This window comes from Flavobacterium sp. FG19, assembly GCF_057809475.1.
The window spans coordinates 132,026-157,446 of the sequence record NZ_JBMDKA010000012.1 but is presented as its reverse complement, the minus strand read 5'-3'; the positions used below and the strand labels follow the sequence as shown (position 1 = coordinate 157,446).

The 25,421-nt window shown below is 36.7% G+C and carries 21 protein-coding genes; 15 read left to right on the top strand and 6 right to left on the bottom strand.

Features of this window, described 5'->3' with window-relative positions; all coding sequences use genetic code 11:
• The first annotated feature begins 82 nt into the window (after nt 1-82).
• Nucleotides 83-973, top strand: coding sequence for a carbon-nitrogen hydrolase (locus ACODST_RS13670; RefSeq protein ID WP_026729496.1), 891 nt, complete (start codon nt 83-85; stop codon nt 971-973).
• A 246-nt stretch (nt 974-1,219) separates the two neighbouring features.
• Here the strand turns inward: ACODST_RS13670 and ACODST_RS13665 are convergent, their stop codons facing one another.
• Both ACODST_RS13665 and ACODST_RS13660 read right to left on the bottom strand, forming a co-directional pair.
• The gene (locus ACODST_RS13665; RefSeq protein WP_488932669.1) at nt 1,220-2,479 is read right to left on the bottom strand and encodes an OmpA family protein; all 1,260 of its coding nucleotides are present in this window, start codon (nt 2,477-2,479) and stop codon (nt 1,220-1,222) included.
• Nucleotides 2,480-2,679: 200 nt separating this feature from the next.
• Nucleotides 2,680-4,200 (bottom strand): choice-of-anchor I family protein, encoded by a 1,521-nt coding sequence (locus tag ACODST_RS13660; protein ID WP_488932668.1) that lies wholly within the window; start codon nt 4,198-4,200, stop codon nt 2,680-2,682.
• 189 nt (nt 4,201-4,389) lie between these two features.
• On the opposite strand from ACODST_RS13660, the gene ACODST_RS13655 reads away from it, so the two are divergent.
• Nucleotides 4,390-5,430, top strand: coding sequence for an agmatine deiminase family protein (locus ACODST_RS13655; protein ID WP_488932667.1), 1,041 nt, complete (start codon nt 4,390-4,392; stop codon nt 5,428-5,430).
• Nucleotides 5,431-5,832: 402 nt separating this feature from the next.
• Here ACODST_RS13655 and fahA read toward each other — a convergent pair whose 3' ends face one another.
• Nucleotides 5,833-7,116: a fumarylacetoacetase gene (gene fahA / locus ACODST_RS13650; RefSeq protein ID WP_488932666.1), complete on the bottom strand. Its 1,284-nt coding sequence runs from the start codon at nt 7,114-7,116 to the stop codon at nt 5,833-5,835.
• Between the two features lie 109 nt (nt 7,117-7,225).
• Here fahA and glyA point away from each other — a divergent pair, with 109 nt between their 5' ends.
• From glyA to ACODST_RS13630, 4 genes are all read left to right on the top strand, one after another.
• A complete protein-coding gene (gene glyA / locus ACODST_RS13645; RefSeq protein WP_109192916.1) occupies nt 7,226-8,500 on the top strand; it encodes a serine hydroxymethyltransferase in 1,275 nt (424 codons plus the stop codon).
• 137 nt (nt 8,501-8,637) lie between these two features.
• The gene (locus ACODST_RS13640; protein ID WP_488932665.1) at nt 8,638-9,231 is read left to right on the top strand and encodes a MiaE family protein; all 594 of its coding nucleotides are present in this window, start codon (nt 8,638-8,640) and stop codon (nt 9,229-9,231) included.
• Nucleotides 9,232-9,456: 225 nt separating this feature from the next.
• On the top strand, nt 9,457-10,497 hold the full coding sequence (locus tag ACODST_RS13635) for a GMP reductase (RefSeq protein WP_488932664.1): 1,041 nt from the start codon (nt 9,457-9,459) through the stop codon (nt 10,495-10,497).
• Nucleotides 10,498-10,499: 2 nt separating this feature from the next.
• Nucleotides 10,500-10,997 (top strand): GNAT family N-acetyltransferase, encoded by a 498-nt coding sequence (locus ACODST_RS13630; RefSeq protein ID WP_488932663.1) that lies wholly within the window; start codon nt 10,500-10,502, stop codon nt 10,995-10,997.
• 1 nt (nt 10,998) lies between these two features.
• Here the strand turns inward: ACODST_RS13630 and ACODST_RS13625 are convergent, their stop codons facing one another.
• Both ACODST_RS13625 and ACODST_RS13620 read right to left on the bottom strand, forming a co-directional pair.
• Entirely contained in the window at nt 10,999-11,472 is a 474-nt protein-coding gene (locus ACODST_RS13625; RefSeq protein ID WP_488932662.1) for a hypothetical protein, read from the bottom strand.
• Nucleotides 11,473-11,509: 37 nt separating this feature from the next.
• Nucleotides 11,510-12,088, bottom strand: coding sequence for a pentapeptide repeat-containing protein (locus ACODST_RS13620; protein ID WP_488932707.1), 579 nt, complete (start codon nt 12,086-12,088; stop codon nt 11,510-11,512).
• A gap of 155 nt (nt 12,089-12,243) precedes the next feature.
• Between ACODST_RS13620 and aspA the strand changes: the two genes are divergently transcribed.
• The 7 genes from aspA (at nt 12,244) to ACODST_RS13585 (ending at nt 20,118) form a co-directional block, all read left to right on the top strand.
• Nucleotides 12,244-13,653 (top strand): aspartate ammonia-lyase, encoded by a 1,410-nt coding sequence (gene aspA / locus ACODST_RS13615; protein WP_488932661.1) that lies wholly within the window; start codon nt 12,244-12,246, stop codon nt 13,651-13,653.
• A gap of 152 nt (nt 13,654-13,805) precedes the next feature.
• On the top strand, nt 13,806-15,074 hold the full coding sequence (locus ACODST_RS13610; protein WP_488932660.1) for a BamA/TamA family outer membrane protein: 1,269 nt from the start codon (nt 13,806-13,808) through the stop codon (nt 15,072-15,074).
• A 115-nt stretch (nt 15,075-15,189) separates the two neighbouring features.
• Complete coding sequence (locus ACODST_RS13605) at nt 15,190-15,807, top strand: outer membrane beta-barrel protein (RefSeq protein ID WP_488932659.1); 618 nt, start codon at nt 15,190-15,192, stop codon at nt 15,805-15,807.
• 152 nt (nt 15,808-15,959) lie between these two features.
• Complete coding sequence (locus tag ACODST_RS13600) at nt 15,960-16,634, top strand: response regulator transcription factor (protein WP_488932658.1); 675 nt, start codon at nt 15,960-15,962, stop codon at nt 16,632-16,634.
• 1 nt (nt 16,635) lies between these two features.
• Complete coding sequence (locus ACODST_RS13595) at nt 16,636-18,039, top strand: ATP-binding protein (protein ID WP_488932657.1); 1,404 nt, start codon at nt 16,636-16,638, stop codon at nt 18,037-18,039.
• 77 nt (nt 18,040-18,116) lie between these two features.
• Nucleotides 18,117-18,839 carry an adenine nucleotide alpha hydrolase family protein gene (locus tag ACODST_RS13590; RefSeq protein ID WP_488932656.1) on the top strand — a complete coding sequence of 241 codons (723 nt, stop codon included), beginning with the start codon at nt 18,117-18,119 and terminating at the stop codon, nt 18,837-18,839.
• A 331-nt stretch (nt 18,840-19,170) separates the two neighbouring features.
• Nucleotides 19,171-20,118, top strand: coding sequence for a bestrophin family protein (locus ACODST_RS13585; protein WP_488932655.1), 948 nt, complete (start codon nt 19,171-19,173; stop codon nt 20,116-20,118).
• 264 nt (nt 20,119-20,382) lie between these two features.
• Here the strand turns inward: ACODST_RS13585 and ACODST_RS13580 are convergent, their stop codons facing one another.
• Nucleotides 20,383-21,804 carry an aminotransferase-like domain-containing protein gene (locus ACODST_RS13580; RefSeq protein WP_488932654.1) on the bottom strand — a complete coding sequence of 474 codons (1,422 nt, stop codon included), beginning with the start codon at nt 21,802-21,804 and terminating at the stop codon, nt 20,383-20,385.
• Nucleotides 21,805-21,907: 103 nt separating this feature from the next.
• Between ACODST_RS13580 and ACODST_RS13575 the strand changes: the two genes are divergently transcribed.
• Both ACODST_RS13575 and ACODST_RS13570 read left to right on the top strand, forming a co-directional pair.
• Nucleotides 21,908-22,825 carry an EamA family transporter gene (locus ACODST_RS13575; RefSeq protein ID WP_488932653.1) on the top strand — a complete coding sequence of 306 codons (918 nt, stop codon included), beginning with the start codon at nt 21,908-21,910 and terminating at the stop codon, nt 22,823-22,825.
• A gap of 247 nt (nt 22,826-23,072) precedes the next feature.
• A complete protein-coding gene (locus ACODST_RS13570; protein WP_488932652.1) occupies nt 23,073-25,331 on the top strand; it encodes an acyl-CoA dehydrogenase family protein in 2,259 nt (752 codons plus the stop codon).
• Nucleotides 25,332-25,421 lie beyond the last annotated feature (90 nt).

The following is a 25,421-nucleotide window of genomic DNA, read 5'->3' as shown; positions in this document are numbered from 1 at the left end:
TTTTCATTTATAAGTTAAGTAAATTAAACTCACTTTGCCATTCCTTTAAAAAGTATTATTTTTGCACTCTAAATTTTATGTCATGCCGAAAAGAAAGTATAAAATATCAGTAATTCAGTTAAATCTGAATGATGTTGCTGAAAATAATCTTAAGAAATGTATCAGCTGGGTAAGAGATGCTGCCAGTCAGGGAGCCGAAGTAATCTTACTTCCGGAACTATACAGCAGTCATTATTTCTGCCAAAGCGAAGATGTAGATAATTTTGCCTTAGCAGAACCATTATATAGTACTTCATTTATTGCTTTCAGTGAATTGGCAAAAGAATTAGGAGTCGTAATTATTGTTCCTTTTTTCGAAAAAAGAATGGCTGGAATCTACCACAACAGTGCTTATATTATTGATACGGACGGTACAGAAGCTGGTTTATACCGTAAAATGCACATTCCGGACGATCCGCATTTCTATGAAAAATTCTATTTCACTCCGGGTGATTTAGGTTTTCAGGCAATCGAAACTAAAAAAGGAACGGTAGGAACTTTAATCTGCTGGGATCAATGGTACCCGGAAGCAGCGAGAATTACGGCTTTAAAAGGTGCTGAGGTTTTATTCTATCCAACCGCTATCGGATGGCATCCAAAAGAAAAAGAACAATACGGAGAAAACCAGTATGGTGCCTGGATGAATGTGATGAAAGGACATGCTGTAGCCAATGGTGTTTTCGTAGCAGCGGCCAATAGAATTGGTTTAGAAAAATATATTGAAGGAACTGAAGGAATTCAGTTTTGGGGAGCATCTTTTATTGCCGGACCACAAGGAGAGATTTTAGCTCAGGCTTCTCATGATAAAGAAGAAATCTTAATTGCTGAAGTTGATTTGGACTTACAGGAAAATGTTCGTCAAAACTGGCCGTTTTTCAGAGACAGAAGAATTGATGCTTTTGGAGATATTACAAAAAGAGCAATTGATAAATAATCTGATAAAATGATATAGAAAGAGCTGTCTGAAAAGACAGCTTTTTTTTTGTAAGTTTCGGAGGAGCTTTATATTGCAAATGTATTTTCCTTTGCTGTAAATATTTTGCTTCTTCGAAGCTTTATTTAAATTGTGTGTTGATCTGCAATTACTTCATATAAAGATCCTTCAATAATTCTATCTAATATCAAAAAGGAGCTGTTCATTTTGAAACAGCTCCTTTTCTTGTTTTTAGCTTTATAGGGATTACTTTATCTGGAAAGTAACTCTTCTCACGATTTGACGTGCCTCCTTAGAATTTTTGTTTACCGAAGTATCCTCTCCGTTAGCAATTACATTCAGTCTCGACGCCTCAATTCCGGCATTTATTGCTACTTTTTTCACAGCTTCCGCTCTTTTTCTTGATATCTCTGTATTGTAGTCTGTTTTTCCAATTTCATCTGCATATCCAATAATATCAGCCGATTTTCCAGGATTGTTTTTCAGGTATTTTACTAAGAAATCAACCCCGGATAAAGAAGCGTTTGTAGGCTTAGACGAATTAAAGTCAAAATATACATTCACATAACCCCCGTTAATTAATTGTTCAACAGAGTTGGCTGCAGTACCACTGCCTTTCTTTTCATATGTTTTGTCTAAGTAACTTTCCAGTTCATCCGGCACTCCGTTCTGGTTGGTATCAATAGATTGTCCTTTAGTATTAACAGCAACTCCGGCAATGCTGTTAGGCTCTAAGTCGTATAAATCGGCTACACCATCTTTATCGCTGTCAATAAGTCCTGTTTCTATAGTAGTGACTCTGTCTTCCAGTTTGTTTAATCTTTCATTTTCTTCAGAATACCAGTCAGCATGTTTTTCATTTTTACCTAAGTAAAATGTAAGACCAACAGAAGCATTTAATAAAATACCGTCAAAAGAACCCGCAGTAGTCGTGCCCATTCCGTCAAAATTCCAGTTTTGTCTGCCATTGATAATTCCGGTAAGGTCACCTGTTAAAGCCACACGTTTGCTTAATTTAACCTGACCTGTTAATCCCGCAATTCCGTGAGCCATATAGTCCTGTCCGCCAAAACCGGTTTCAGTACTAATCTGCGACACTCCAAAACCTCCATGTGCCAAAATACCAATAGTATTCGTCCAGCTCTCAAAGTTTAAAGCACGGCCTACATTAATAACCCCTTGTAAACTGGCTCGTACATAACGGCTTTCAAAATCGGGAGTGTTCTTTTTTTCTTTAAACTGATCGTATCCAACATCCAGTTTCACCCCGAATTTTGGATTAAACATATATCGTACTCCTAAATCACCGTGAAAGAGATTTAATGATTCGGTAGCATAACCGGGAGTCATAGCTTCTGTAGGTTTGTTTACACCTCCGTTTAATTCAATAGACCATCTGTTGTATTCAGGCTGGTCAACAGCAGGTTTTACATTGGTGGTCGTCATTTGTGCATTGGCTGCTAAGGCTAATAGTAAAAAGGATACGGATACTAATTTCTTTTTCATGATATCAAAAATTTAATTGGCTTTTATTTAAACTCCTGACAAAAGTAGACCCCGTATTTTTCAAATGTGTTGTATTGCGTCTTACATAATTTCCACTAATTGGGCTATAAAACTGAAAACCTGTTAATTAAATTTTTGATTTTAACATAAAAAAAGGGTAAAATTTAATTTTACCCTTTTCTGATTCTGTAAAAAATCGGTTATTTCAAATCTGGCTGATAAATTTTAATACTGCCGTCGCCCTCGCTGCTTACTACCAGCAAGCTTCTTTTAGTCGGACTTTTAGAAGCCGGAATAAATAAAACTCCTTCCGGTGCATCTCCGGTTTTAACGGTTTGCAAATATTGTGGTGCATTAGGATTCGTTACGTCATATGTCATAATAGCATCAGATCTTTCAAGACCTACAAATAAAATATTCTGAGTTCCCATTTTGGCTGCAACTACAGCTTCCGGTTCAGAACCTTTATCATCGCTTCGTTTATCATCGTATGTGCCCAGTTCATTAGTTTTTTTATCCACATCGTTTTTGCTGTCGTAGACAATTTTTCCTGTATTTCCGTTCCAGATAGAGAAGGATCTTGCACCAAAACTTACCATTTCATCCAGATCTCCGTCACCATCAGTATCTCCCATATCGGCAACAAGGTTTAGTCTTCCTAAATTAGCGTCTAATTTCAAAGTAGCGGCATCTGGGAAAACAGCATCATCAAGTTTCATGTTTTTCATACGTTTAACATCGCTGTATGCCTCATATTCTCTGGCATCACCTTCGTTTGCCGTAACAAAATACGGAACATTATTAGCAGAAAAATGACTGATAGCGTCCGGCATGTACAATCCTTTTACTTTCCATGGGTTAAAAGCAATTTTATCATCGCTGTCGCTTACATCAATCGCGTTTTCGGCTGTGTTGTAATCTTTTAAACCAAGAGGATAAATGGCTGTAATTGTTTTAGAAGTAAGGTCAACTTTGGCAACCCCGTTATTTTCCTGTAAAGTTACCCAGGCTGTTTTAGAATCATCAGAAATAGTAATGTATTCCGGTTCAATATCCTGAGCAAAACTTTTAGCAAATTTAGAAATTCTGAATCCGTCTTTTTTCAAAGTTTCCGCCTGACTGGCAAATGAACTAAAGTCAAGTGTAGTAACGGTATAACCAGTGGTTTCGATAATAGAAATCGTTCCGTTTGGATCCTGCGAATAATCGGTGTTTGGTTCTCCTTCATTGGCAGTCATAATATATTTTCCGTCAGGAGAATAGGTAATCATATCCGGTAAAGCACCAACTGTTACTTGTTTTATTAAACTGTAATCACTTGTATTAAAAACGACAACCTTTCCGTTAGCCTGTTTGTTTACAGTTGATTCTAAAGCAACCGCCAGTTTTCCGTCAAAAACAGAAACACTGTTTGCAGCACCCGCATAAGCAGCTAAATCAATTTTACCAATTTTTGTTGGTTTTGAAGGATCTGTAATGTCAATAATATCAATTTGGTTTACACCGCTGTTGTTTACTGTAAATAATCTTTTTGTTTTTTCGCAATAAGCAGAAATTTCAGCAGCAGCTTCTCCGCCAATGGTTATGGAACCAATTTCTTTAAAAGTGGCCGGGTTTTCATTTACTACAACTTCCTGTTCTTCGTTGTTAGAGTTTTCATCGTTATTACAGCCTGCCATTAAAAATAAAGCTGTTAATAATGAGATACTTAATTTTTTCATTTGATAGTTTTTTAGTTTTGCCAAAATTAACTACCAGATTCGGGCTTAATATTAAGACTTTATTATATAATCTTTAACTTAATTTTTGCAGGATATTATTCGTGAAATTAGAGATGATTTTGACTCAGGTGTTTTATAATCCTGTCGAATGCTTATCTTTGTACACTTTCAAAAATTAGAACAATCTATATGTCAACAAATAATAGAAGATTTCCGGCAGAATGGGAAAAACAACAGGGAATTGTGTTATGTTTTCCGCATAATGGCAACGACTGGCCGGGAAAATACGAAGCTGTTCAGTGGGCTTTTGTAGAATTTATTAAAAAAGTGGCTGCTTTTGAAACTGTTTTTCTGGTTGTAGCCGATGAAAAGCTAAAAGAAAAAGCTGCCGATATGCTTGAAAGAGCTCGTGTAAATCTTGAAAATGTTTCCTATATCATTCATAAAACCAACAGAAGCTGGATGCGTGATTCAGGACCGATTATTGTGAAAAACGGTTCAAAAAGGGAAGCTTTAAATTTCAATTTTAACGGCTGGGCCAAGTACAAAAACTATCAATTAGATAAATTTGTTCCGGGAAAAGTGGCTGATTTTATTAATGTTCCGCTTACACAGGTTATGTACAAAGGAAAACCGGTAATTGTAGAAGGCGGTGCTATCGATGTAAACGGAAAAGGAACTTTACTTACATCCGAAGAATGTCTGATGCACCCAACAATTCAGGTTCGTAATGCAGGATTTACCAAAGAAGATTACGAAGCGGTTTTTAAAGAATACCTGGGTGTAACCAATGTAATCTGGCTTGGAGACGGAATAGAAGGAGACGATACTCATGGTCATATCGACGATTTATGCCGCTTTGTAAATGAAGATACCATTGTAACTATTGTAGAAACTGATAAAAACGATTCGAATTATAAACCTTTGCAGGATAATTTGAAACGTCTGCAGAATGCAAAACTGGAAAACGGAAAATCTCCTGTTATTGTAGCATTACCAATGCCAAAGCGTGTCGATTTTGAAGATTTAAGATTGCCGGCTAGTTATGCCAATTTCTTAATTTTAAATAATTGTGTTTTAGTACCGACATTTAACGACAGTAACGATCGTGTTGCTTTAAATATCTTAGCAGAGTGTTTTCCGGATCGAGAAGTAATTGGTATTAGTTGTATTGATTTCATCTGGGGATTCGGAACCTTGCATTGCTTAAGCCAGCAGATTCCGGCTTAATTTTTTTGCCACTAAGGTGCAAAGACGCAAAGTTTTTTTTAAGTTTTGTGTTGAGTTTAATCTCGCAAAGACGCAGAGTCGCAAAGTTTTTTAAATTTATTAGATAGCTTTCAGTTTTAATTGGAGGGAGAAATAAAGTCACTTTATAGGGCTTTAGCCAAACTTGTTGTTTTGGCTAAAGCCTTTTTTATAAAACGAATAACAACTTTGGTCAAAACCAGAGGCAATGCAAAAGAACTTCGCTACTCTGCGTCTTTGGGAGATTCAAAAAAACATATTATAAAATGAGAAAAAATCATTTTAATTCCTTTAATCTGTGGCAAAATAAAAACATATAAAAAAAACCTTGGCGTTAACCAAGGTTTTTTATTTCTATATCTCTTCAGAATCTTTATCTGCTCTTCATTGTCTGATAAATGGAGGTAAAAGCTGACTGGCAACTTCACCAAACCCAATTCGCACTTCATTATTTTCGCAGAAACCTCTGATGATAACGGTATCATTATCTTCAATAAATTTACGTTCACTGCCGTCTTTTAAAATAAGCGGATTTTTTCCTCCCCAGGTTAATTCCAGCATAGAACCAAAACTATCAGGAGTTGGTCCCGAAATAGTTCCCGAGCCCATCATATCACCAGAGTTTACGCGGCATCCGTTTGAGGTATGATGTGTTAACTGCTGGGTCATGGACCAGTATAAGTATTTAAAATTAGATCTTGAAATTACAGTTTCTTCCTGATCTTCCGGTTTCAAGGAAACTTCAAGATGAATATCAAAAGCTTTTTTTCCTTTCGTCTGTAAATAAGGAAGTGGTGACGGATCCTGTTTAGGCCCTTTTGTTCTAAAAGGTTCTAAAGCATCCATAGTCACAATCCATGGTGAAATAGAAGTAGCAAAGTTTTTGGCTAAAAATGGTCCAAGCGGCACGTATTCCCATTTCTGAATATCACGGGCACTCCAGTCATTTAATAAAACCATTCCGAAAATATAATCCTCAGCTTCAAAAGTAGAAATGTTTTCGCCCATTACATTTACATCAGTAGTAATAAAAGCGGTTTCCAGTTCGAAGTCTACTAAACGGGACGGACCAAAAACAGGGTAATCTCCGCCGGCTGGCAATGTTTGTCCCATAGGTCTGTGAACCGGAATTCCGGACGGAACGATTGTAGAACTTCTTCCGTGGTATCCTACCGGAATATGAAGCCAGTTAGGAAGAAGGGCATTTTCAGGATCACGGAACATTTTACCTACGTTTGTAGCGTGTTCCCTGCTTGAATAAAAATCGGTATAATCTCCAATTAAAACCGGAAGCTGCATTTCTACATCTTCAATATTAAAAATAACAATATCACGGTCTTTTGTTGAATCTCTGAGCTGCGGGTTGCTTTCGTCGAAAATATCTGCAATGCGGTTTCGCACTAAACGCCATGTTTTTTTTCCGTCAGAAATAAAATCATTCAGCGTGTCCTGCATAAACATATCATCGGTCAAATCTATTCCTTCAAAATAGTTTAATTGCTGTAAAGCCCCTAAATCTATGGCATAATCGCCAATTCTTGTTCCTACGGTAACGACATTTTCTTTGGTAAGAAATACACCGAAAGGAATATTTTGAATAGGGAAGTCACTATTTTCTGGTACTTCTAACCATGATTTTCTTTTAGTATCGTTGGCGGTTATGGGCATGTTAGATGTTAATTATTTGTTGAAAAATTACATGTCAAATATATCATAATCTAACAGTATCACAAACGTTTTTTTGTATTTTTGCAGGAAATTAACGAAAAACGAAAAAATGCAACGCGACGAACAAATTTTTGATCTTATACAAGAGGAAAAAGAGAGACAAATTCACGGATTAGAGCTTATTGCTTCAGAAAACTTTGTAAGTGATGAGGTAATGCAGGCGGCTGGTTCTGTTTTAACTAATAAATATGCTGAGGGATATCCTGGCAAAAGATATTACGGAGGCTGCGAAGTAGTTGACGTTATTGAACAGATCGCTATTGACCGTGCAAAAGAGTTATTTGGAGCTGAATATGCAAACGTACAGCCACACTCAGGATCTCAGGCAAACACTGCTGTTTATCATGCTTGTTTAAATCCTGGGGATACTATTTTAGGTTTCGATTTATCTCACGGAGGCCACTTAACACATGGTTCGCCAGTAAACTTTTCAGGACGTTTATACCGTCCGGTTTTCTACGGTGTAGATGCTGAAACTGGTCGTTTAGATTATGATAAAATTCAGGAAATTGCAACTAAAGAACAGCCAAAATTAATCATCGCAGGGGCTTCGGCTTATTCACGTGATATGGATTTTGCCCGTTTCAGACAAATTGCCGACAGTGTAGGAGCGATCTTATTTGCAGATATCTCTCACCCGGCAGGTCTTATTGCAAAAGGATTATTAAGCGATCCAATCCCGCATTGCCATATTGTTTCTACAACAACGCACAAAACCTTAAGAGGACCACGTGGAGGTCTGATTTTAATGGGGAAAGATTTCCCAAATCCACAAGGATTAACAACTCCAAAAGGAGAAATCAGAATGATGTCTTCTTTATTGGATTTAGCTGTTTTCCCTGGAAATCAGGGCGGGCCTTTAATGCACATTATCGCTGCTAAAGCAGTTGCTTTTGGTGAAGCATTAAAAGATGAGTTCTTTACTTATGCAATGCAGTTACAGAAAAATGCAAATGCAATGGCGGATGCTTTCGTAAAAAGAGGTTACAACATTATCTCTGGCGGAACTGATAACCACATGATGCTTATCGATTTAAGAAATAAAAACATTTCCGGAAAAGAAGCTGAAAATGCCTTAGTAAAAGCTGAAATTACAGTAAACAAAAACATGGTTCCTTTTGACGATAAATCACCTTTTATCACTTCTGGAATCCGTGTTGGAACAGCTGCAATCACAACTCGTGGTTTAGTTGAAAAAGATATGGAAACTATCGTAGCTTTAATCGATAAAGTTCTTACTGATCATACAAATGAAGATCTTATCGAAGAAGTTGCTGAAGAAGTAAACGAATTAATGAGCGAAAGACCAATTTTTGCATATTAATTAGTTTAAAGTTTCAGGTTTCAAGTTTAAAGTTTTGTAATGCGGAAATAAACGTGTTACAAGACTTTAAACTTTTTTAGCTTTAAGAGTAACTTGAAACAAAATAAACCTGAAACAAAACAAACAAAATTTAAGACATGGGCGTATTAAGATTACAACTGCCAACCGACCCAAGATGGGTAAATATTGTTGAGAAAAACATAGAAGAAATCTTAACAGATCATGCCTGGTGCGAGCAGAAAGCGGCAACCAATGCTATTACTATTATTACCAACAATCCGGAACATCAGGATTTGGTTCAGGATTTACTGGCTCTGGTTAAAGAAGAAATAGACCATTTTGAGCAGGTACATAATATTATCATCAAAAGAGGATTGAAATTAGGTCGTGAGCGTAAAGACGAATACGTAAACGAATTGTATCAATACATGAAAAGAAGCGGAGACGGAAGCCGTGTTTCCGGCCTTGTAGAAAGACTTCTGTTTTCTGCCATGATCGAAGCCAGAAGCTGCGAACGTTTTAAAGTCCTTTCTGAAAATATTCAGGACGAAGAATTGTCTGTTTTTTACAGAGAATTAATGGAAAGCGAAGCCGGACATTACACTACTTTCATTACTTACGCACGTAAATACGGAGTTGGAATTGACGTTGAAAAACGCTGGAGAGAATGGCTGGCTTTTGAAGAATCAATTATTACCAATTACGGGAAAAACGAAACGATTCACGGGTAGTTTTTTTTAGTTTTCAGTCTCAGTTTTCAGTCTCAGTTTTCAGTCTCAGTGACAGTTTTCAGTTTTTACTTTGTGAAGCTTTGAGAGAAACTTTGTGTATCTCTGTGGAATTCTAAAAAAAATCCGTTTAATCTGCGTTCAATTTTTAAAGTTTTTATAATCCAAAATCTAAAGTCCGGAATCTAAAATTCCTTATATTTGAGAGTAACCCAAAAACTCAAAATTATGAGAATAGAAATGGACCTGAAATTAGGCTTTAAAGACGTAATGTTCCGACCTAAACGATCCACACTGAAAAGCCGGTCGGAAGTTTCTTTAGAACAAAATTTCAAGTTTTTGCATAGTACATCAAATTGGGCGGGAATTCCAATTATGGCTGCGAATATGGATACAGTCGGGACTTTTGAAATGGCAGAAGTTTTAGCCAAAGAGAAACTTTTTACTGCGATTCATAAACATTACACTTTAGAAGAATGGAACAAATTTCTTCAAAATGCAACTCCGGATATTTACGATTATATTGCCGTAAGTACCGGAACTGGAAAAGAAGATTTTGATAAAATTGGAAAAATAATAACTGCAGATCCGTTACTGAAATTTATCTGTATTGATGTTGCCAATGGTTATTCAGAACATTTTGTTCAGTTTTTAAAGAAAACCAGAAAACAATATCCAGACAAAATCATTATTGCCGGAAATGTAGTTACGGGTGAAATGACCGAAGAACTATTACTGGCTGGTGCTGATATTGTAAAAGTCGGAATTGGCCCGGGATCTGTTTGTACCACACGAGTAAAAACGGGCGTTGGTTATCCACAGTTATCTGCCATTATAGAATGTGCTGATGCCGCTCACGGTTTGGGCGGACATATTATAAGCGACGGAGGCTGTACGACTCCAGGCGACGTTGCGAAAGCTTTTGGAGCCGGAGCCGATTTTGTGATGTTAGGCGGAATGCTGGCCGGACATACCGAAAGCGGAGGAGAGCTGATAGAAGTAAAAGGCGAAAAATTCAAACAATTTTACGGAATGAGTTCAAAAACGGCTATGGACAAACATGCAGGAGGAGTTGCAGAATACAGAGCCAGTGAAGGAAAAACAGTTCAGGTTCCGTTTAAAGGAGATGTGATTCATACGGTTTTGGATATATTAGGAGGCATTAGAAGTACTTGTACTTATGTAGGAGCTTCAAGATTAAAAGAATTAACAAAACGAACGACTTTCATTCGTGTAAGCGAACAGGAAAATCAGGTTTTTACTAAATAAATATGATTAAAATTACCGAAGCATCAACTGAAGATATTGCTAAAATTCAGGAGATCGCAAATATAACCTGGCCCATAACTTATGGCGAAATTTTGACAGCAGCACAATTAGAATATATGTTAGACCTTATTTATTCTGATGAAGCACTTTCAAAACAAATTCAGAATAAAGAACAGCTGTTTTATTTAATTTCCGATTCAGAATCTGTAATTGGTTTTATAGGAATTGAACATCATTATAAAAACGAAGCGATTACCAAAATCCATAAAATTTATCTTCTTCCGGAAACACAGGGGAAAGGGTATGGAAAAACGGTTTTTGAAGAAATCGGAAGAATGGCTTTAGCAAATAATTCAAAGGAACTTTTATTGAACGTAAACCGTTTTAATACCGCTTTAAATTTCTATAAAAAACTAGGTTTCGAAATCAAAGAAACGGTTGATATAGAAATTGGAAATGGGTATTTGATGGAAGATTATGTGATGGGGAAGAAGCTTTAATTTAACCAAGGGTATTTACGTGGAAATCAAAGAAAGTTTTGTTGGTTAGATTATATTTTATATTCCAATAATGACTGCCGCCATCTGCTACGTCATACCATTCAGTTTTCCATTTATCTTCTTTACCCTTATTAAAATAAGGCTGATTTTCATTTTCTCTCCAAAGAAAATTTATGTAGATAATTCTTTCGCCTTTCTCGTTAAGAAAGCCAATATATTGTCTATTGTAATTATTTAGGTTTTTGTGTATTAGTGGATTGAATTTGTTAGTATTAATAACTTCTATGTTCTTATTTAGTAAAATTTCTAATTCTTTGATTTCGTTCGAAGCAGGGGTAAAACGTTTTGGACTATCCAAAAGATAGCAATCATAATCTTTTGAAAAAATTACTCCTATATTTTTATATGAAGTTGTTTTTTGAGAGTATGTTAACAGATGAAAGAATAAAAAAAGAAGAATAGATAGCTTTTTCATTTATTTTATTTTGTTAAAAATTGTTATTAATGATTTTTCAACTCACTATTACATCATGCTTAAACAATAGTCCTTTTACTTCATTCAAAGAAAAAACAGCTTTCTTCAGTTTCGTTTTAGACGGATCAATGGTATAATTATAACTCGTTTTAAAATCAGCTTTATTGGCAATGGCTTTGCTGAATTCTGAGCGGTACAAATCGCAATTGTCAAAAAGAGCACTCGTTAAGTCTGCGGCCATAAAATCTACGGCAATTAAACTGCAATTGGTAAACGGAGTTCCTTTTAATTTTAAAGTATAAAACTTCGAAAAATCGAGAATACAATCGTTAAAATGGACTTCAAAAATGAGTTTGTCGCACATGGCAAAATTCACCTCTTTAATTTCGCATCGATTAAAGGTAACCGTTCTCAAAGCGACGTAATTAATCTTCGCTTCGTTGAAAATACAGTCATTAAAAACACAGTCGATAAAAGTGACAGCTAAAAAAGTGCAGGCAGAAAAGCTGCAGTCATTAAAAACACAGCCCTCAAAATCTTTAAAATTAAGATCATCTTTGGCGTAAATAATCGCATTGTATTCTTTATCCAGAAAATATTCGCTTTCTTTTTTCAACTCTAAAAGGTAATTATTTGAGGGCGAAAAGGTAATCATTTACAATAAAATATTTTGCTTAAATACAAAATCATTTTGATTTCGTTTACATTTTGAATGCCTAAAATACTGTAGCTTTACGCTTATTTTTTAAGTTAAACACAGTATTTTAGTATATGGAATCAACAAGAAAGGAACATGATTTTTTAGGGGAATTAGAAATTCCGAATCATCTGTATTACGGAATCCAAACGTTTAGAGCGGTAGAAAATTTTAACATTACCGGGATTCCCATTTCAAAGGAACCGTTATTTATTAAAGCGCTCGGCTATGTTAAAAAAGCGGCCGCTCTGGCCAATAAAGACTGTGGAGCCCTTGATTCTAAACTTGCCGAAGCCATTTGCTACGGAAGCGATCAGGTGATTGCCGGAAAGTTTAACGATGAATTTGTGAGCGATTTAATTCAGGGCGGGGCAGGAACTTCTGTAAATATGAATGCTAACGAAGTTATTGCCAATATAGGTCTTGAATATCTGGGACATAAAAAAGGCGAATATAATTTCCTGCATCCTAATAATCATGTCAACTGTTCTCAGTCTACTAACGATGCTTATCCATCAGCCTTTAGAATTGCATTGTATTTAAAGATGGAAAGTTTTATTAAAACTTTTGCAGGTCTTGAAGTCGCTTTCGCTAAAAAAGGAGAAGAATTCAAAGAAGTGCTAAAAATGGGAAGAACCCAGCTTCAGGATGCGGTGCCTATGACTTTAGGACAGGAATTTAAAGCTTATGCCACCACAATTGGCGAAGATATTCAACGTTTAAAAAATGCTCAGGAATTACTGCTGGAAATTAATATGGGGGCAACGGCGATTGGAACCAAAGTCAATGCGCCGGAAGGATATCCTGAAATCTGTGTAAAATACCTGGCAGATGAGGTTGGAATTCCATTGACACTTTCTCCCGATTTAATTGAAGCAACAGTAGATACAGGAGCTTATGTGCAGATTATGGGAACTTTAAAACGTTCGGCTGTTAAAATTTCCAAAATATGTAATGATTTACGATTATTAAGCTCAGGACCAAGAACCGGTTTAAACGAAATTAATCTTCCGGCACGTCAGCCAGGATCTTCTATTATGCCCGGAAAAGTAAATCCCGTAATTCCTGAAGTGGTTAACCAGACTTGTTTTTATGTAATTGGACAGGATTTAACCGTTACCATGGCAGCCGAAGCAGGGCAGTTGCAGCTTAATGTGATGGAGCCTGTTATTGCCTTTGCCATGTTTACCTCTTTGGATTATCTTTCCAATGCCATTCAGACTTTAATTGATAAATGTATTAACGGAATCACGGCCAATGTAGACCACTGTTATAATATGGTCATGAACAGTATAGGAATCGTAACACAGTTGAACCCGATTATTGGTTATGAAGAAAGCGCCAGTATTGCAGGAGAAGCTTTAAAAACAAATAAAAGTGTACATCAGATTGCGGTAGTGGAAAGGAAGCTGATTACACAGGAAAAATGGGATGAAATTTATTCTTTAGAAAATCTAATCCACCCAAAATTTATCACAAAATAAATATGACATAAAATATATGATAACAAGCCGTTGTTTTACCGACGGCTTTTTTTGTTCTTTATTTTTTAAATTATTTATGTAAAGTGTTGAAAATGAATTATATTTATAAGTATTTTGAATCTGGTTCTAATAAAAATTAAAATTATGTCAGAGTGAAATTCTTAAAAAATCCCCATTTTCATTATTTATTTTTATTGACAGTCCTGCTTGGTCTGTTTCCTGTATTTCTCACCGCTCAGACAGAACTTCAGGAGCCGTCTTTATGTCCTCCCAAAACTATTTTTGAAGCCTTTAAAAAGAAAGATTCCGTTTTAACGGCTAAACCTGCCAGAAACAATTTTTTTCTGGTAATTCCGGCTATTGGTTCACAGCCCGCTACCGGATTCTTTTTTGGTGCTATTGCTCAGTATACTTTCAAAGGAAAACAGGAAAATGATAAATACTCTGTTGCTAATCTGGGGATTATTTACACTTTAAAAAAACAGTGGATGATTAATGTAAAGAACAATATCCTGCTAAAGAATAACCGTATATTTTTAAGTGGTGACTATCGTCTTTATATTTTTTCGCAGCCCAATTACGGACTCGGGACCACTATTATTCCGCCCCGCCGTGACAGACCACCCGGTTTTAGTATTGATTCACTTGCTCAGGCTATGGATTATAATTATTTTAAGTTTCATCAGACGGCTTCTTTTGAAGTAAGAAAAAACTTTTATGCCGGAGGCGGCATTAATATTGACTGGTATGCCAATATTGATGATAAAGAACTGGATGTAGAAAATGGAAACCTGACCTATCATTATACCTACAGTCAGGAACATGGGTTTAATGATTTAGAATATTTCTTAACCGGATTAAGTTTAAATCTGGTATATGATTCAAGGGATAATCAGGTTAATTCTTCCCGCGGCTGGTTTGCCAATATTAATTATCGTTTTAATCCTGTTTTATTTCATAATCAGAAATACAGCAATGTTTTGTATACAGAATACCGTCATTTTATTCCGTTATCCCAAAAAAATGACCGATATATCCTCGGGATCTGGGCCTATGGTCAGTTTATAACCAGAGGCGAAGTTCCGTATTTAAACCTTCCCGCCATTGGATGGGACCAACGCAGCAGGAGCGGAGAAGGTTATACGCAGGGTTTGTTCAGAGGAAACGGACTGGTTTACCTGTCAACAGAATTTCGTTTTCCGTTAACTTGTAACCAGATGCTGAGCGGCACTGTTTTTACCAATTTTGTAACCGCTAGTAATGCTGATACTAACACATCCCTTTTTCATAGTATTCAGCCGGCTGCGGGGGTGGGTTTACGAATACTGATAGATAAAAAAACAAGAACCAATTTTGTGGCAGATTATGCCTGGGGAAATAAATCTTCAGGATTTTATCTGAATGCCGGAGAGGTTTTTTGATAATAAATTTTGGTTAACTTATTGATTGTGTGAAAATTATGTTTTTAAAAAGTTAAAAATTTAGAAGAAAAAACTTAACTTTACTTCACCATTTAACTTTCAAACACATAATTTTATGAAACAGTACAGTTTATTAGTAGCTGCGTTTCTGTCGGTGATAGGAATGCAGGCTCAGGATGCCAGGTCTTTTTCGCTTAATTTGTATGGTAGTTATAACTTTTCAGATGAGTTGGATTATGACGGTTACAGGGCAACAATTGAAGATGGATTCCAATATGGAGCAGGATTTGAGTATTTCTTTTCAACCAACAACTCGGTCGAGTTAAAGTATTTAAGAGCAGATGTGAAAATACCGTATTATGGTCCGGCTGGAACTCAATTAAATGCTGGTGACGATAAGGGTGCATTCAATTTTATTTTAGCAGATTTTACACACTATTTTGATACAGGCTCTAATTTGCTTCCTTATCTGGGTGCTGGTGCCGGAATTGGAATTGTTGAAACTCCCCGAAGCGGCAGCGATACTTATTTTGCCTGGGATGTAAAAGGCGGGGTAAAGATTAAAACGGCTTCAATAGTTTCTGTAAACATTAATGCTTACTTACAATCAATGTCGGCTGCAGTTGGAAGTAGTTATTACTGGACCTATTGGGGACCAGTAGGTGTAGAAGATTATGTTTCTACATTCCAGTTTGGGCTCGGGGCAACGCTGAGTTTTAATTTTAAAAATTAGGAAAACTTTCTTTATCCAACTAAAATAAGCAGCTTTTCGGGCTGCTTTTTTTATGCGCTGGTTTAATTGTTCATAATTAAATCATAATTTCTATCCGTAATGAGTACTATTTTTGAACTCAATCCTTATTTTTGTTGTATATACAAATTACTATGAAGTTACTAATAGTCGAAGACGAGCCAAATCTTTTATCCATTCTGCGAAAAGGGTTTGCCGAAAATAACAACGAAGTAAGTGTGGCCCTTGACGGGAAAACAGCCCTTGAGATGATCCATAATTATAATTTTGATGTTGTAGTCTTAGACGTTATGCTGCCGGATATCAACGGAATTGAAATCTGCAGAAGACTTCGTGCCAGTAAAAACTTTGTACCCATCCTGCTGTTAACCGCTTTGGGAACTTCAGAAAATATAGTAACCGGCCTTAATTCCGGTGCCGATGATTATCTGGTAAAGCCTTTTAAATTTGGGGAATTAGATGCCAGGGTAAACGCCCTGCACAGAAGAGCGCATCAGGAAACCGATAAAATTGATGTTATTACCATTGGTGATTTAGAAATAAACGGACGTGCCAAAACGGTAAAAAGAGACGGTGAAGGGATTGTTTTAACGGCCAAAGAATTTAAATTACTATACTATCTTGGTAAAAATGCCGGCAGAATTGTATCCCGGGATCAGATTTTAGACAACGTCTGGGATATTAATTTTGATATGAATACCAACGTGGTAGATGTTTATATTACCTATTTAAGAAAAAAAATAGACAAACCTTATACAACCAAACTCATTCATACCATGAAAGGTTTGGGTTATGTGATAAAGCCATAAAATGGATATTAGAAAAAAAATTACTTTTACTTATGTAGCACTTTCTACCTTTAGTACTTTGCTATTGAGTATTATAGTATTCGTTTTATTCAGAGAAAATAACCGTTACCATTTTTTAAAAAGACTGGAAGACAGGGCCAAAATTGTGGCTTCTATTCATTTTCAGAACGATCCCGAAAAAATAAAGTATTACAGCAATCTGAAAAAAAACGGGCTGGAAGAACTGATTGAAGAAGAAGAATATGTTCTTAAAATCAACAGTGCCAATAGCTTTGACTACAATACCAAACTAAATCTCCCGAATAAGTTTTACGCCAATATACTGGCTACCGGAGAAGATTATTTTGAAATCAACAGCAAGTATTATTTGGGGCAGATTTTTAAAGAAAACGATCACAAATACATTGTAATTGTTGGGGCACGGGACCGCCGTGGAAAAACCACAACAGTTTATATTGTTAAAATATTGGTTTTTGGTGGTATCGGTTTTATACTGCTGGCGTTCTTTCTGGGCCGCTTTCTGGCCAAAAGGGTTATCAATCCCGTGGCAAGAATTACCAAAGAAGTGAACCGAATCAGTGCTTCAAACCTGCACAACCGTCTTCCTGCGGTTAAAAACTCTGATGAAATTTCAGATTTAACAGAGACCTTCAACGATATGCTGGACAGGCTTGAAACGTCATTTGAAATTCAGGCCAATTTTATCAATAACGCATCACACGAACTAAAAACGCCCATTACTACGATTATTGCCGAATCTGAAATTATGCTTTTAAAAGAGCGTGAAGTGGCAGAATATGTAGAATCGCTTCAGAACATTTACAGCCAGGCTTCAAGATTAGGCAACCTGACCGAAAGTTTGCTTAAACTGACGCAAACGGGCTATGACGGTAATAAACAGGTTTTAGATATTGCTCGTATAGATGAGCTGCTGCTGGATGTAAAATCAGATCTGGATAAAATTTTCCCGGACAACCGTGTAAGTATCAAACTCAATTTTGCGCCAAAAGATTCTAATCTGCTTTTAATTCCGTGCAATAAACCGCTTCTGGAACTCGCCATCAATAATATTATTACCAATGGTGTTAAGTATTCGGATAATAATGAAGTATTTGTAACGCTTTCAGCCAATCAGGATGCGATTAAAATTTCAATTAATGATATCGGAATCGGTATTCCGCCCGAAGATATTCCGCATTTATACGAACCTTTCTTTAGAGGAAAAATCGCGGCCAAATATATTGGCTACGGTTTAGGACTTCCGCTGGCTTCCAAAATTATCCGTATGCACGACGGGGAAATACAGGTACAGTCAGAACAGAATAAAGGAACTATAGTAACCATTATCTTTAAAAAGACAAATCCTAAAAAACACAACATTAAAATTTCTAATGTTGAATCTTAGAAAAATCTAATTTAGGATTAAGACCCTTCTAATTTTCAGGAAGTTATTTTGTATGTATAAACTAAAAGATTATGCATATGAAAAATTTTCTAATACCTACTACTTTAAAAGATGATACCATTTCAGCTGTAAAATCAGCGATTAGTCAGGCGAAAGATTCAGACTGCGAAATTGTTTTAATGATGGTTTCTGAAACACCGGATGCCTTTTCATCGTCGAACTTTTTACGTGAAATGCGCACGGGACTGACCAAAAGTCAGGAAGAAGTTCTCGAAACCTGCCGTTATATGATTGATCATACTAAAAACTGTAAGATCAGAATTCACAATCAATACGGACTTTCATCTCCTATATTCAGAGGAATTATCGAGCATTTCTCGGTAAAACTGGTTGTTCTGACTCATTCTTATAAACAGGAAACCAAACGTATTCACCAATATCTGGTTCAGCTGGCCGGAAACCAGAAATGTCCGATTTTACATTTAGGCAGCGAGCAGTTCAAGGAAGATTTTACAAAAGCACTTTATATTGAAAACAGCAGTACCAATATTCATGTAAAAGATGTACAGCAGTTTTTAAACGAAAACTTCTCCTATGAGATTGTGAGCCAGGCTTCTAAAGTTGATGATAATTATGAGGAAGCAGCCCCTTTCTTAACTGAGGCGATCTCTAAATATGAAATCGATCTGCTGGTAGAAACCCGTAAAGGCGAAAAAATCAAATTCAAAAAAGTAAAGAAACAGGCAATTAATGAAAAACTGGGACTTCCGGTACTTTCATTGTATGAAGAGCTGGCTTAGTTAGTTTTTTAGTCCCTGGTCCCTAGTCCTTAGTAATTAGTCCTTAGTGATTAGTCCCTAGTCTCTAATGAATAGTCCTTAGTTCTTAATGAATGGTGATTAGTTTTTAGTCAGGTAATTAGTCCATAGTTCTTACTCTTAACTCTGTTGTCCCGCTTTTAGCCTTTATCCGTTTTTTCAAATGGAAGACTAGAAGTGTACTATTAGTAGTAATGCTAATCACTAAGGACTAATTACTAAGGACTAATTACTAAGGACTAATTACTAAGGACTAATTACTATTCACGAAGTACAAAGAACTGTAATATTAATTTAATTTAAAACCGAAAATATGTTATTAAGAAAAAGAATACCAATGAAGTACGTTCTCGGGAAAATTAAAGTAGAAATTGCTCTGGTACTGGCATATACCGTACTGTTTGAAATATTTCATCATTATTTTGTAACACTTCCTGTAGATATTCCAATTGCCATTCCTACGATGATTGGAACCATTATTTCCCTGCTGCTGGCCTTTAAGTCCAATCAGGCGTATGACCGCTGGTGGGAAGCCCGAATTGTATGGGGAGCTGTTGTAAACGATTCCAGGACCCTGATTCGTCAGGTACTGACCTTTTATAAAGACCCGGATTTTTCTGTTGAAGCAAGCGAATTCAAAGAGAATTTTGCCAAAAGACAGATTGCCTGGTGTTACAGCCTGGGAGAAGCTCTTAGAAACCGTGATGCCGTGGAACCTTTAAAAGGTTTAATGAGCGACGAAGAGATTAAATATATCGAAAACCATCAAAATGTGCCCAATGCCATTTTAATGCTTCATGCCCGTGATCTTAAAAATGCTAAGATTGAGAAAAAAATCAATATGTACCAGCAGGTGGAAATTGATAACACCCTGTCCAGATTATGTGACGAAATGGGGAAATGTGAACGTATTAAAAACACAATTTTCCCAACGACTTACAGCATGTATATTCGTCTAACACTGTGCTTGTTTATTTTACTGCTGCCGTTTGGACTGACCAGTGTATTAAGCTGGTTTGCCATTCCGCTTATTACCGCTATCGGGGCTGCTTTCTTTTTGATCGAAAGAATGGCAATTCATTTACAGGATCCGTTTGAAAACCGTCCAACCGATACACCGGTTACTACTATTGCTAATACAATTGAAAAAAATATCAAACAAATGCTCAACGAGTATCAAAGCGAATTTGATATTATAAAAGAATTTGATTTGAAAGACGAAGCTAAGAAAGTCGAAAAAGACGCTTACTTCGTATTGTAAAACTTTAATTTTGGTCTTCTTTAATTAATTGTTGGGCGGACAGTGAGTAGTTGCACTGTCCGGTTTTTTCTTTGAAGCTGTCAGGAATCTAATTTTTTGTTTTGTAAAACTTAGCTTTTAACACTTAGAAACATGAGATTACAATATGGAAAAGTTTTCTAAAAAAATCTGGATTTTTGAATGCAGTTCTATGAGTGTTTAAAGTAATGAAATGTCTTTTTACTGATAAAGAAAAACCATGTTTTAAAATATTTAGGAAATTTTCTAAATGCTTTTAGCCAGTCTGCCCAAAGTTCGGATAGATTCACGTAATTCATTCGTCCATGGAAGTCCAAAACTCAGACGCATACAATTGGAAAACTGATCCTGAAAAGAAAAAATCCTTCCCGGTGCAATACTGATATTGTATTTGAGAGCCAGATGATAAAAGGCAGCCGTATCTATTTTTTTGTCCATTTCGACCCAAAGAAAAAATCCACCCTGAGGCTGACTTACTTTAGTACCCGTTGGAAAAGATTCCAAAACTGTATTAATATAATTGTTACAGTTATGGTTCAGGATCTGACGTATTTTACGAAGATGGTTTTCATAGCGGCCGTTTTTCAAAAAGTCGCCTACCACTTCATGTGTAATAGTGGGAGAGGAGATGGTATGATACAATTTGGCCCTGAGGATTTCTTTTTTAAATTTTCCCGGAGAAACCCAGCCCACACGATAACCCGGTGCCAGCGTTTTAGAAACCGAACTGCAGCAGAGCACAATACCACTTTCGTCATATGTTTTACAGTTTGTAGGGCGGCTTGTGCCAAAGTACAAATCGCCGTGAATATCGTCTTCAATCAGCGGAATATTATAAAACTCCATCAGGCGTACGATTTCTTTTTTATGCTCATTCGGCATCATACTTCCCGAAGGATTACTGAAATTACTCATCAAAACACAGGCTTTTACCTTGTTGCTTTCCAGTGTTTTTTTTACTGCTTCCAGTTCAATTCCCGTAGTCATATTGGTAGGAAGTTCCATTACATACAAGCCTAATGACCTTGCGAGCTGCAGGATTCCAAAATACACCGGACTTTCGGTAATAATCGTATCTCCCGGTTTTGTCAGGGCGAGCAAGCAGTCCGAAATTGCAGAAATACAGCCGGGAGTAGTAATAATATCATCTTCGGTAAGAGAACCGCCCCAGGTAAAAGACCAGCGTGCAATTTCTTTTCGTAAATTACTGTTGCCCTGAATTTCCTCATAACTTGTACCGCTGTTGGGCAGCTGACGCATCGCCTGAACCATGCCTTTGTTCAGTTTGGCAATAGGCAGCAGTTCATTTGAAGGAAAACCAAGCGAAAGCATGGTAAGATCCTTTTTGCGCATATCGCCGTATACAAGATCTACCAAATCCTCACGTTCAATATTTTCGACACTCAAAACCGGGCTGCTCGCAGAAGGTTCCGGAATAATTCGTGCCGAAATATTACTCACATAATACCCGGACTGAGGGCGCGATTCAATCAGGGAGCGGCTTTCTACTTCATAATAGGCCTTGCTTACGGTACTCATGCTGTAACCTGTTTCGGCACAGACTTCCCTGATCGAAGGCAGTTTATCGCCCACGTTTAAAAGACCGGACTTAATCTGTTTTTCGATGACATCAGCAAACTGCAGGTACAAATAGTTCGAATTTCTCATAAAAATAAAACTGTTATGCTGCAATTTACAAAAACTGTATCTGTATTGCTGTTTTATTTTTTAGAAATTTGCTTCATCAAAAAAAATCAAAAGAAAAACTGTCGTGAAAACCACAAAATACTACATAGCTGCTATTTCCGCCTACACCATTTGGGGATTCTTCAGTCTGGTTTTAAAGCCGATTCACGAATATGCCTCGCTTGATATTTTGTTCTACAGAGTTTTCAGCTGCAGTATTTTAATGCTTTTAATTACCTTTTTGTTCAAAAGAAAAACGCTGCAGGAAAGCATAAATACTTTTAAAGCCTTATCAGCCCCTGAAAAGAAAAAAGCCATATTGTTAAACATAGGAGGAAGTTTCTTTTTAATGGCCAACTGGTTCACTTTTATTTATGTAATGAACCACATTAGTGTAAAAGCAACTTCGCTGGCCTATCTTGTATGCCCGATTCTGACTACGCTGCTGGCCTTTTTTATATTAAAAGAAAAACTGGCTAAAACACAATGGCTGGCCGTTGGTTTAAGTATTTCAGGCTGTTTATTATTATCCTACGCCGATATCATGGATATGTTTTTCAGTATTATTATTGGTTTCACCTATGCCTGTTATCTGGTAAGCCAGCGTGTCAATAAAGGCTTTGATAAATTTATAGTGCTTACATTTCATATCACTTTGGCAGCCGTATTTTTATTTCCTTTTTATCCGGAATACAGCGGGTCGATTCCAACTGAGTTTAAATTTTATTTCTGTATAGAAACCATTGCCATTGTATTTACGATCATTCCATTGTTCCTAAACTTGTACGCCCTTTCAGGAATTAACTCATCTACTGTTGGAATGTTATTAAATATAAATCCAATGATTGCTTTTTTATTGGCAAACTTTGTCTATCACGAAAAAATCAGTGCTTTGCAGATCGCAGCTTACGGCATTATTTTTATTGCAGTGTTAGTTTTTAATTCACATCATATTTTTGCTATAAAACAGAAATATATCCTGTCGTCTAAAGATTCTCACTAAGTTAATCTTGTATTTTTTATTGGTTTAAGGTATAAAATTACGAGAATCTTAACAGGGTTTTTAAACAGGAATGAGTATTTTTCATTCCTGTTTTTTTATGCAGTAAAATGATTTTTTAGCCGCGAATTCACGAATTTTTATTTATTTGATACTTTGTGAATTCGCGGCTGATCTTCCATACAAAGAAAATAATCATATTAATCTGTGTAATGTGCGGCAGAAAAAATTAAAAACCGAATCTTTATATATGAAACCAGCCAAGCTTCAAGCCTTTACTCCGTTGTTTTATTTAGTATGGTCCGATGATCTTTTGACTCAAAAGGAATTCACCACATTAAAAGAATTTATAAAATCCCAAAAAGCCCTGTCGGCTGAAGAACAGGAATACCTGCTGTCTAAAGTCGATATTTCAAGTCCGCCATCAAGAAATGAACTGGCACAATGGAAACAGGACATCGAAAAAAGTATTCAGGATAAATCTTCCATAAAATCTATTTTTGATATAGCCGTAGCACTTTCAGATAAAGATCTTGATATTTCGTCTTTAGAATCTGATTTTGTAAAATTAGAAAACGACCTTGGGATTTTAGGAGAAGAAGCTTTACAGAATTTTAAAACCAAAGCCGATTCTTTTACCGTAAACTCGCAGGCAGTAAGCAGTTTTGATATCCAAAAGATAACAGCATTACTCGACGGAAAAGAAGCCCCGATTATAAAAAAAGTAAAATCTATAATTTCACGGCCTGAATTTGCCTACGAAACTTCTACCGATATCAATGTTTTCCGCCAGACAGTTTACAACTGGTGTAAAATTTTAGCCGATGAAAACTTAGGAAATATGGCCTATCCGAAGGAATACGGAGGAGGAGGCAATGTAGAAGATTATTTTGCGATTATGGAAACGCTGAGTTACCATGATTTAAGCCTTGTGATCAAATTTGGTGTTCAGTTTGGGTTGTGGGGAATGAGTGTGCAGTCACTCGGGACTGAAAAGCATTATGCTAAATACCTCAAAGATATTGGTTCTTTAAAACTTCCCGGCTGTTTTGCCATGACCGAAACTCATCACGGATCTAATGTAAAAGGTCTGGAAACGACGGCAGTTTATAATCATAATGACAAAACTTTTACCATTCATACCCCCAATAAAAATGCCCAGAAAGAATATATTGGAAATGCTGCAGTTCACGGTCAGATGGCAACCGTTTTTGCAAAACTGATTATCGACGAACATGATTACGGTGTTAATGCTTTTGTGGTTCCCTTACGTGATACAGACGGAAACACGGTAAAAGGCGTGACCATTGGTGACTGCGGACATAAAATGGGATTAAACGGTGTTGATAACGGAACCATCAGTTTTGATAATGTGGTGATTCCAAAAGAAAATATGCTCGATCGTTTTGCTTCTGTTAATGAAAACGGCGAATTCGAAAGTCCGATCCCGAGTGATAACCGCAGGTTTTTTACTATGCTGGGAACTCTGGTAGGAGGCCGGATTGGTATTCCAAGATCGGCTTTGGCAGCAGCCAAATCAGGACTGACGATTGCTATTCGTTACAGCGATCAGCGCAGACAGTTTGGTCCTGAAGGCGGATCAGAAGTTCCGATTTTAAATTACCGCATGCATCAGCGAAGATTACTGCCGCATCTGGCCAAAACCTATGCCGTTCATTTTGCCCTGCAGTATCTGACCAGCCGTTTTTTAAACCGGACTGAAGCTGAAATGCAGGAAATAGAAGCCCTCGCTGCCGGAATGAAATCGTATTCGACCTGGAGTACCAGAGATATTTTACAGGAATGCCGTGAAGCCTGCGGCGGAAAAGGCTATTTGTCTGAAAACCGAATCGACGCTTTAAAAAATGATACGGAAATCTACACCACTTTTGAAGGTGATAATACGGTTTTGATGCAGCTGGTGGCCAAAAACCGTTTGTCTGAGTTCCGAAAAGCCTTTGGTGAAATGGGGTCCTTAGGTATCATCAACTATGTATACGAAAATGCCAAGACCGCACTGGCAGAGAAAAACCCAATTGCAACCAGAAGAACTGAAGATGAGCATCTGCTGGACGATCAATTTCATCTGCAGGCTTTTACTCACAGAGAAAAAACAATACTGGCATCAGCGGCAAGACGTATTAAAAAACTCGTTGACGGCGGACTGGAAGCCTACGATGCTTTTAATGTGGTTCAGCATCAGATGATTGACGTTGCACAGGCCTATCTGGAACGTGTCGTTTTAGAACAGTTTCAGGAAGCCGTTAAAACCGTTGAGGATGAAAAATCAAAAGCGATATTAACAAAATTATACCAATTGTATGCACTTTCTCAGATTGAAAAAAATAAGGCCTGGTACCTGGAGGACGGTTATATGGAGGCTGTAAAAACAAAAGCCATTCGTAAAATGGTAAACCAGTTATGCTGGGATATCCGCCCGGATGCTGTAGCACTCGTAAATGCTTTCGCTATTCCCGAAAGCTGTCTTTCGGCTCCTATTGCGGTTTAATTTTTTAAACCATATATAAGTGAAGGTTTATAAGTTTTTTTAAAAGCTTTGTCAAAGTTTAAAATTTTGACAAAGCTTTACTTTTAAAAC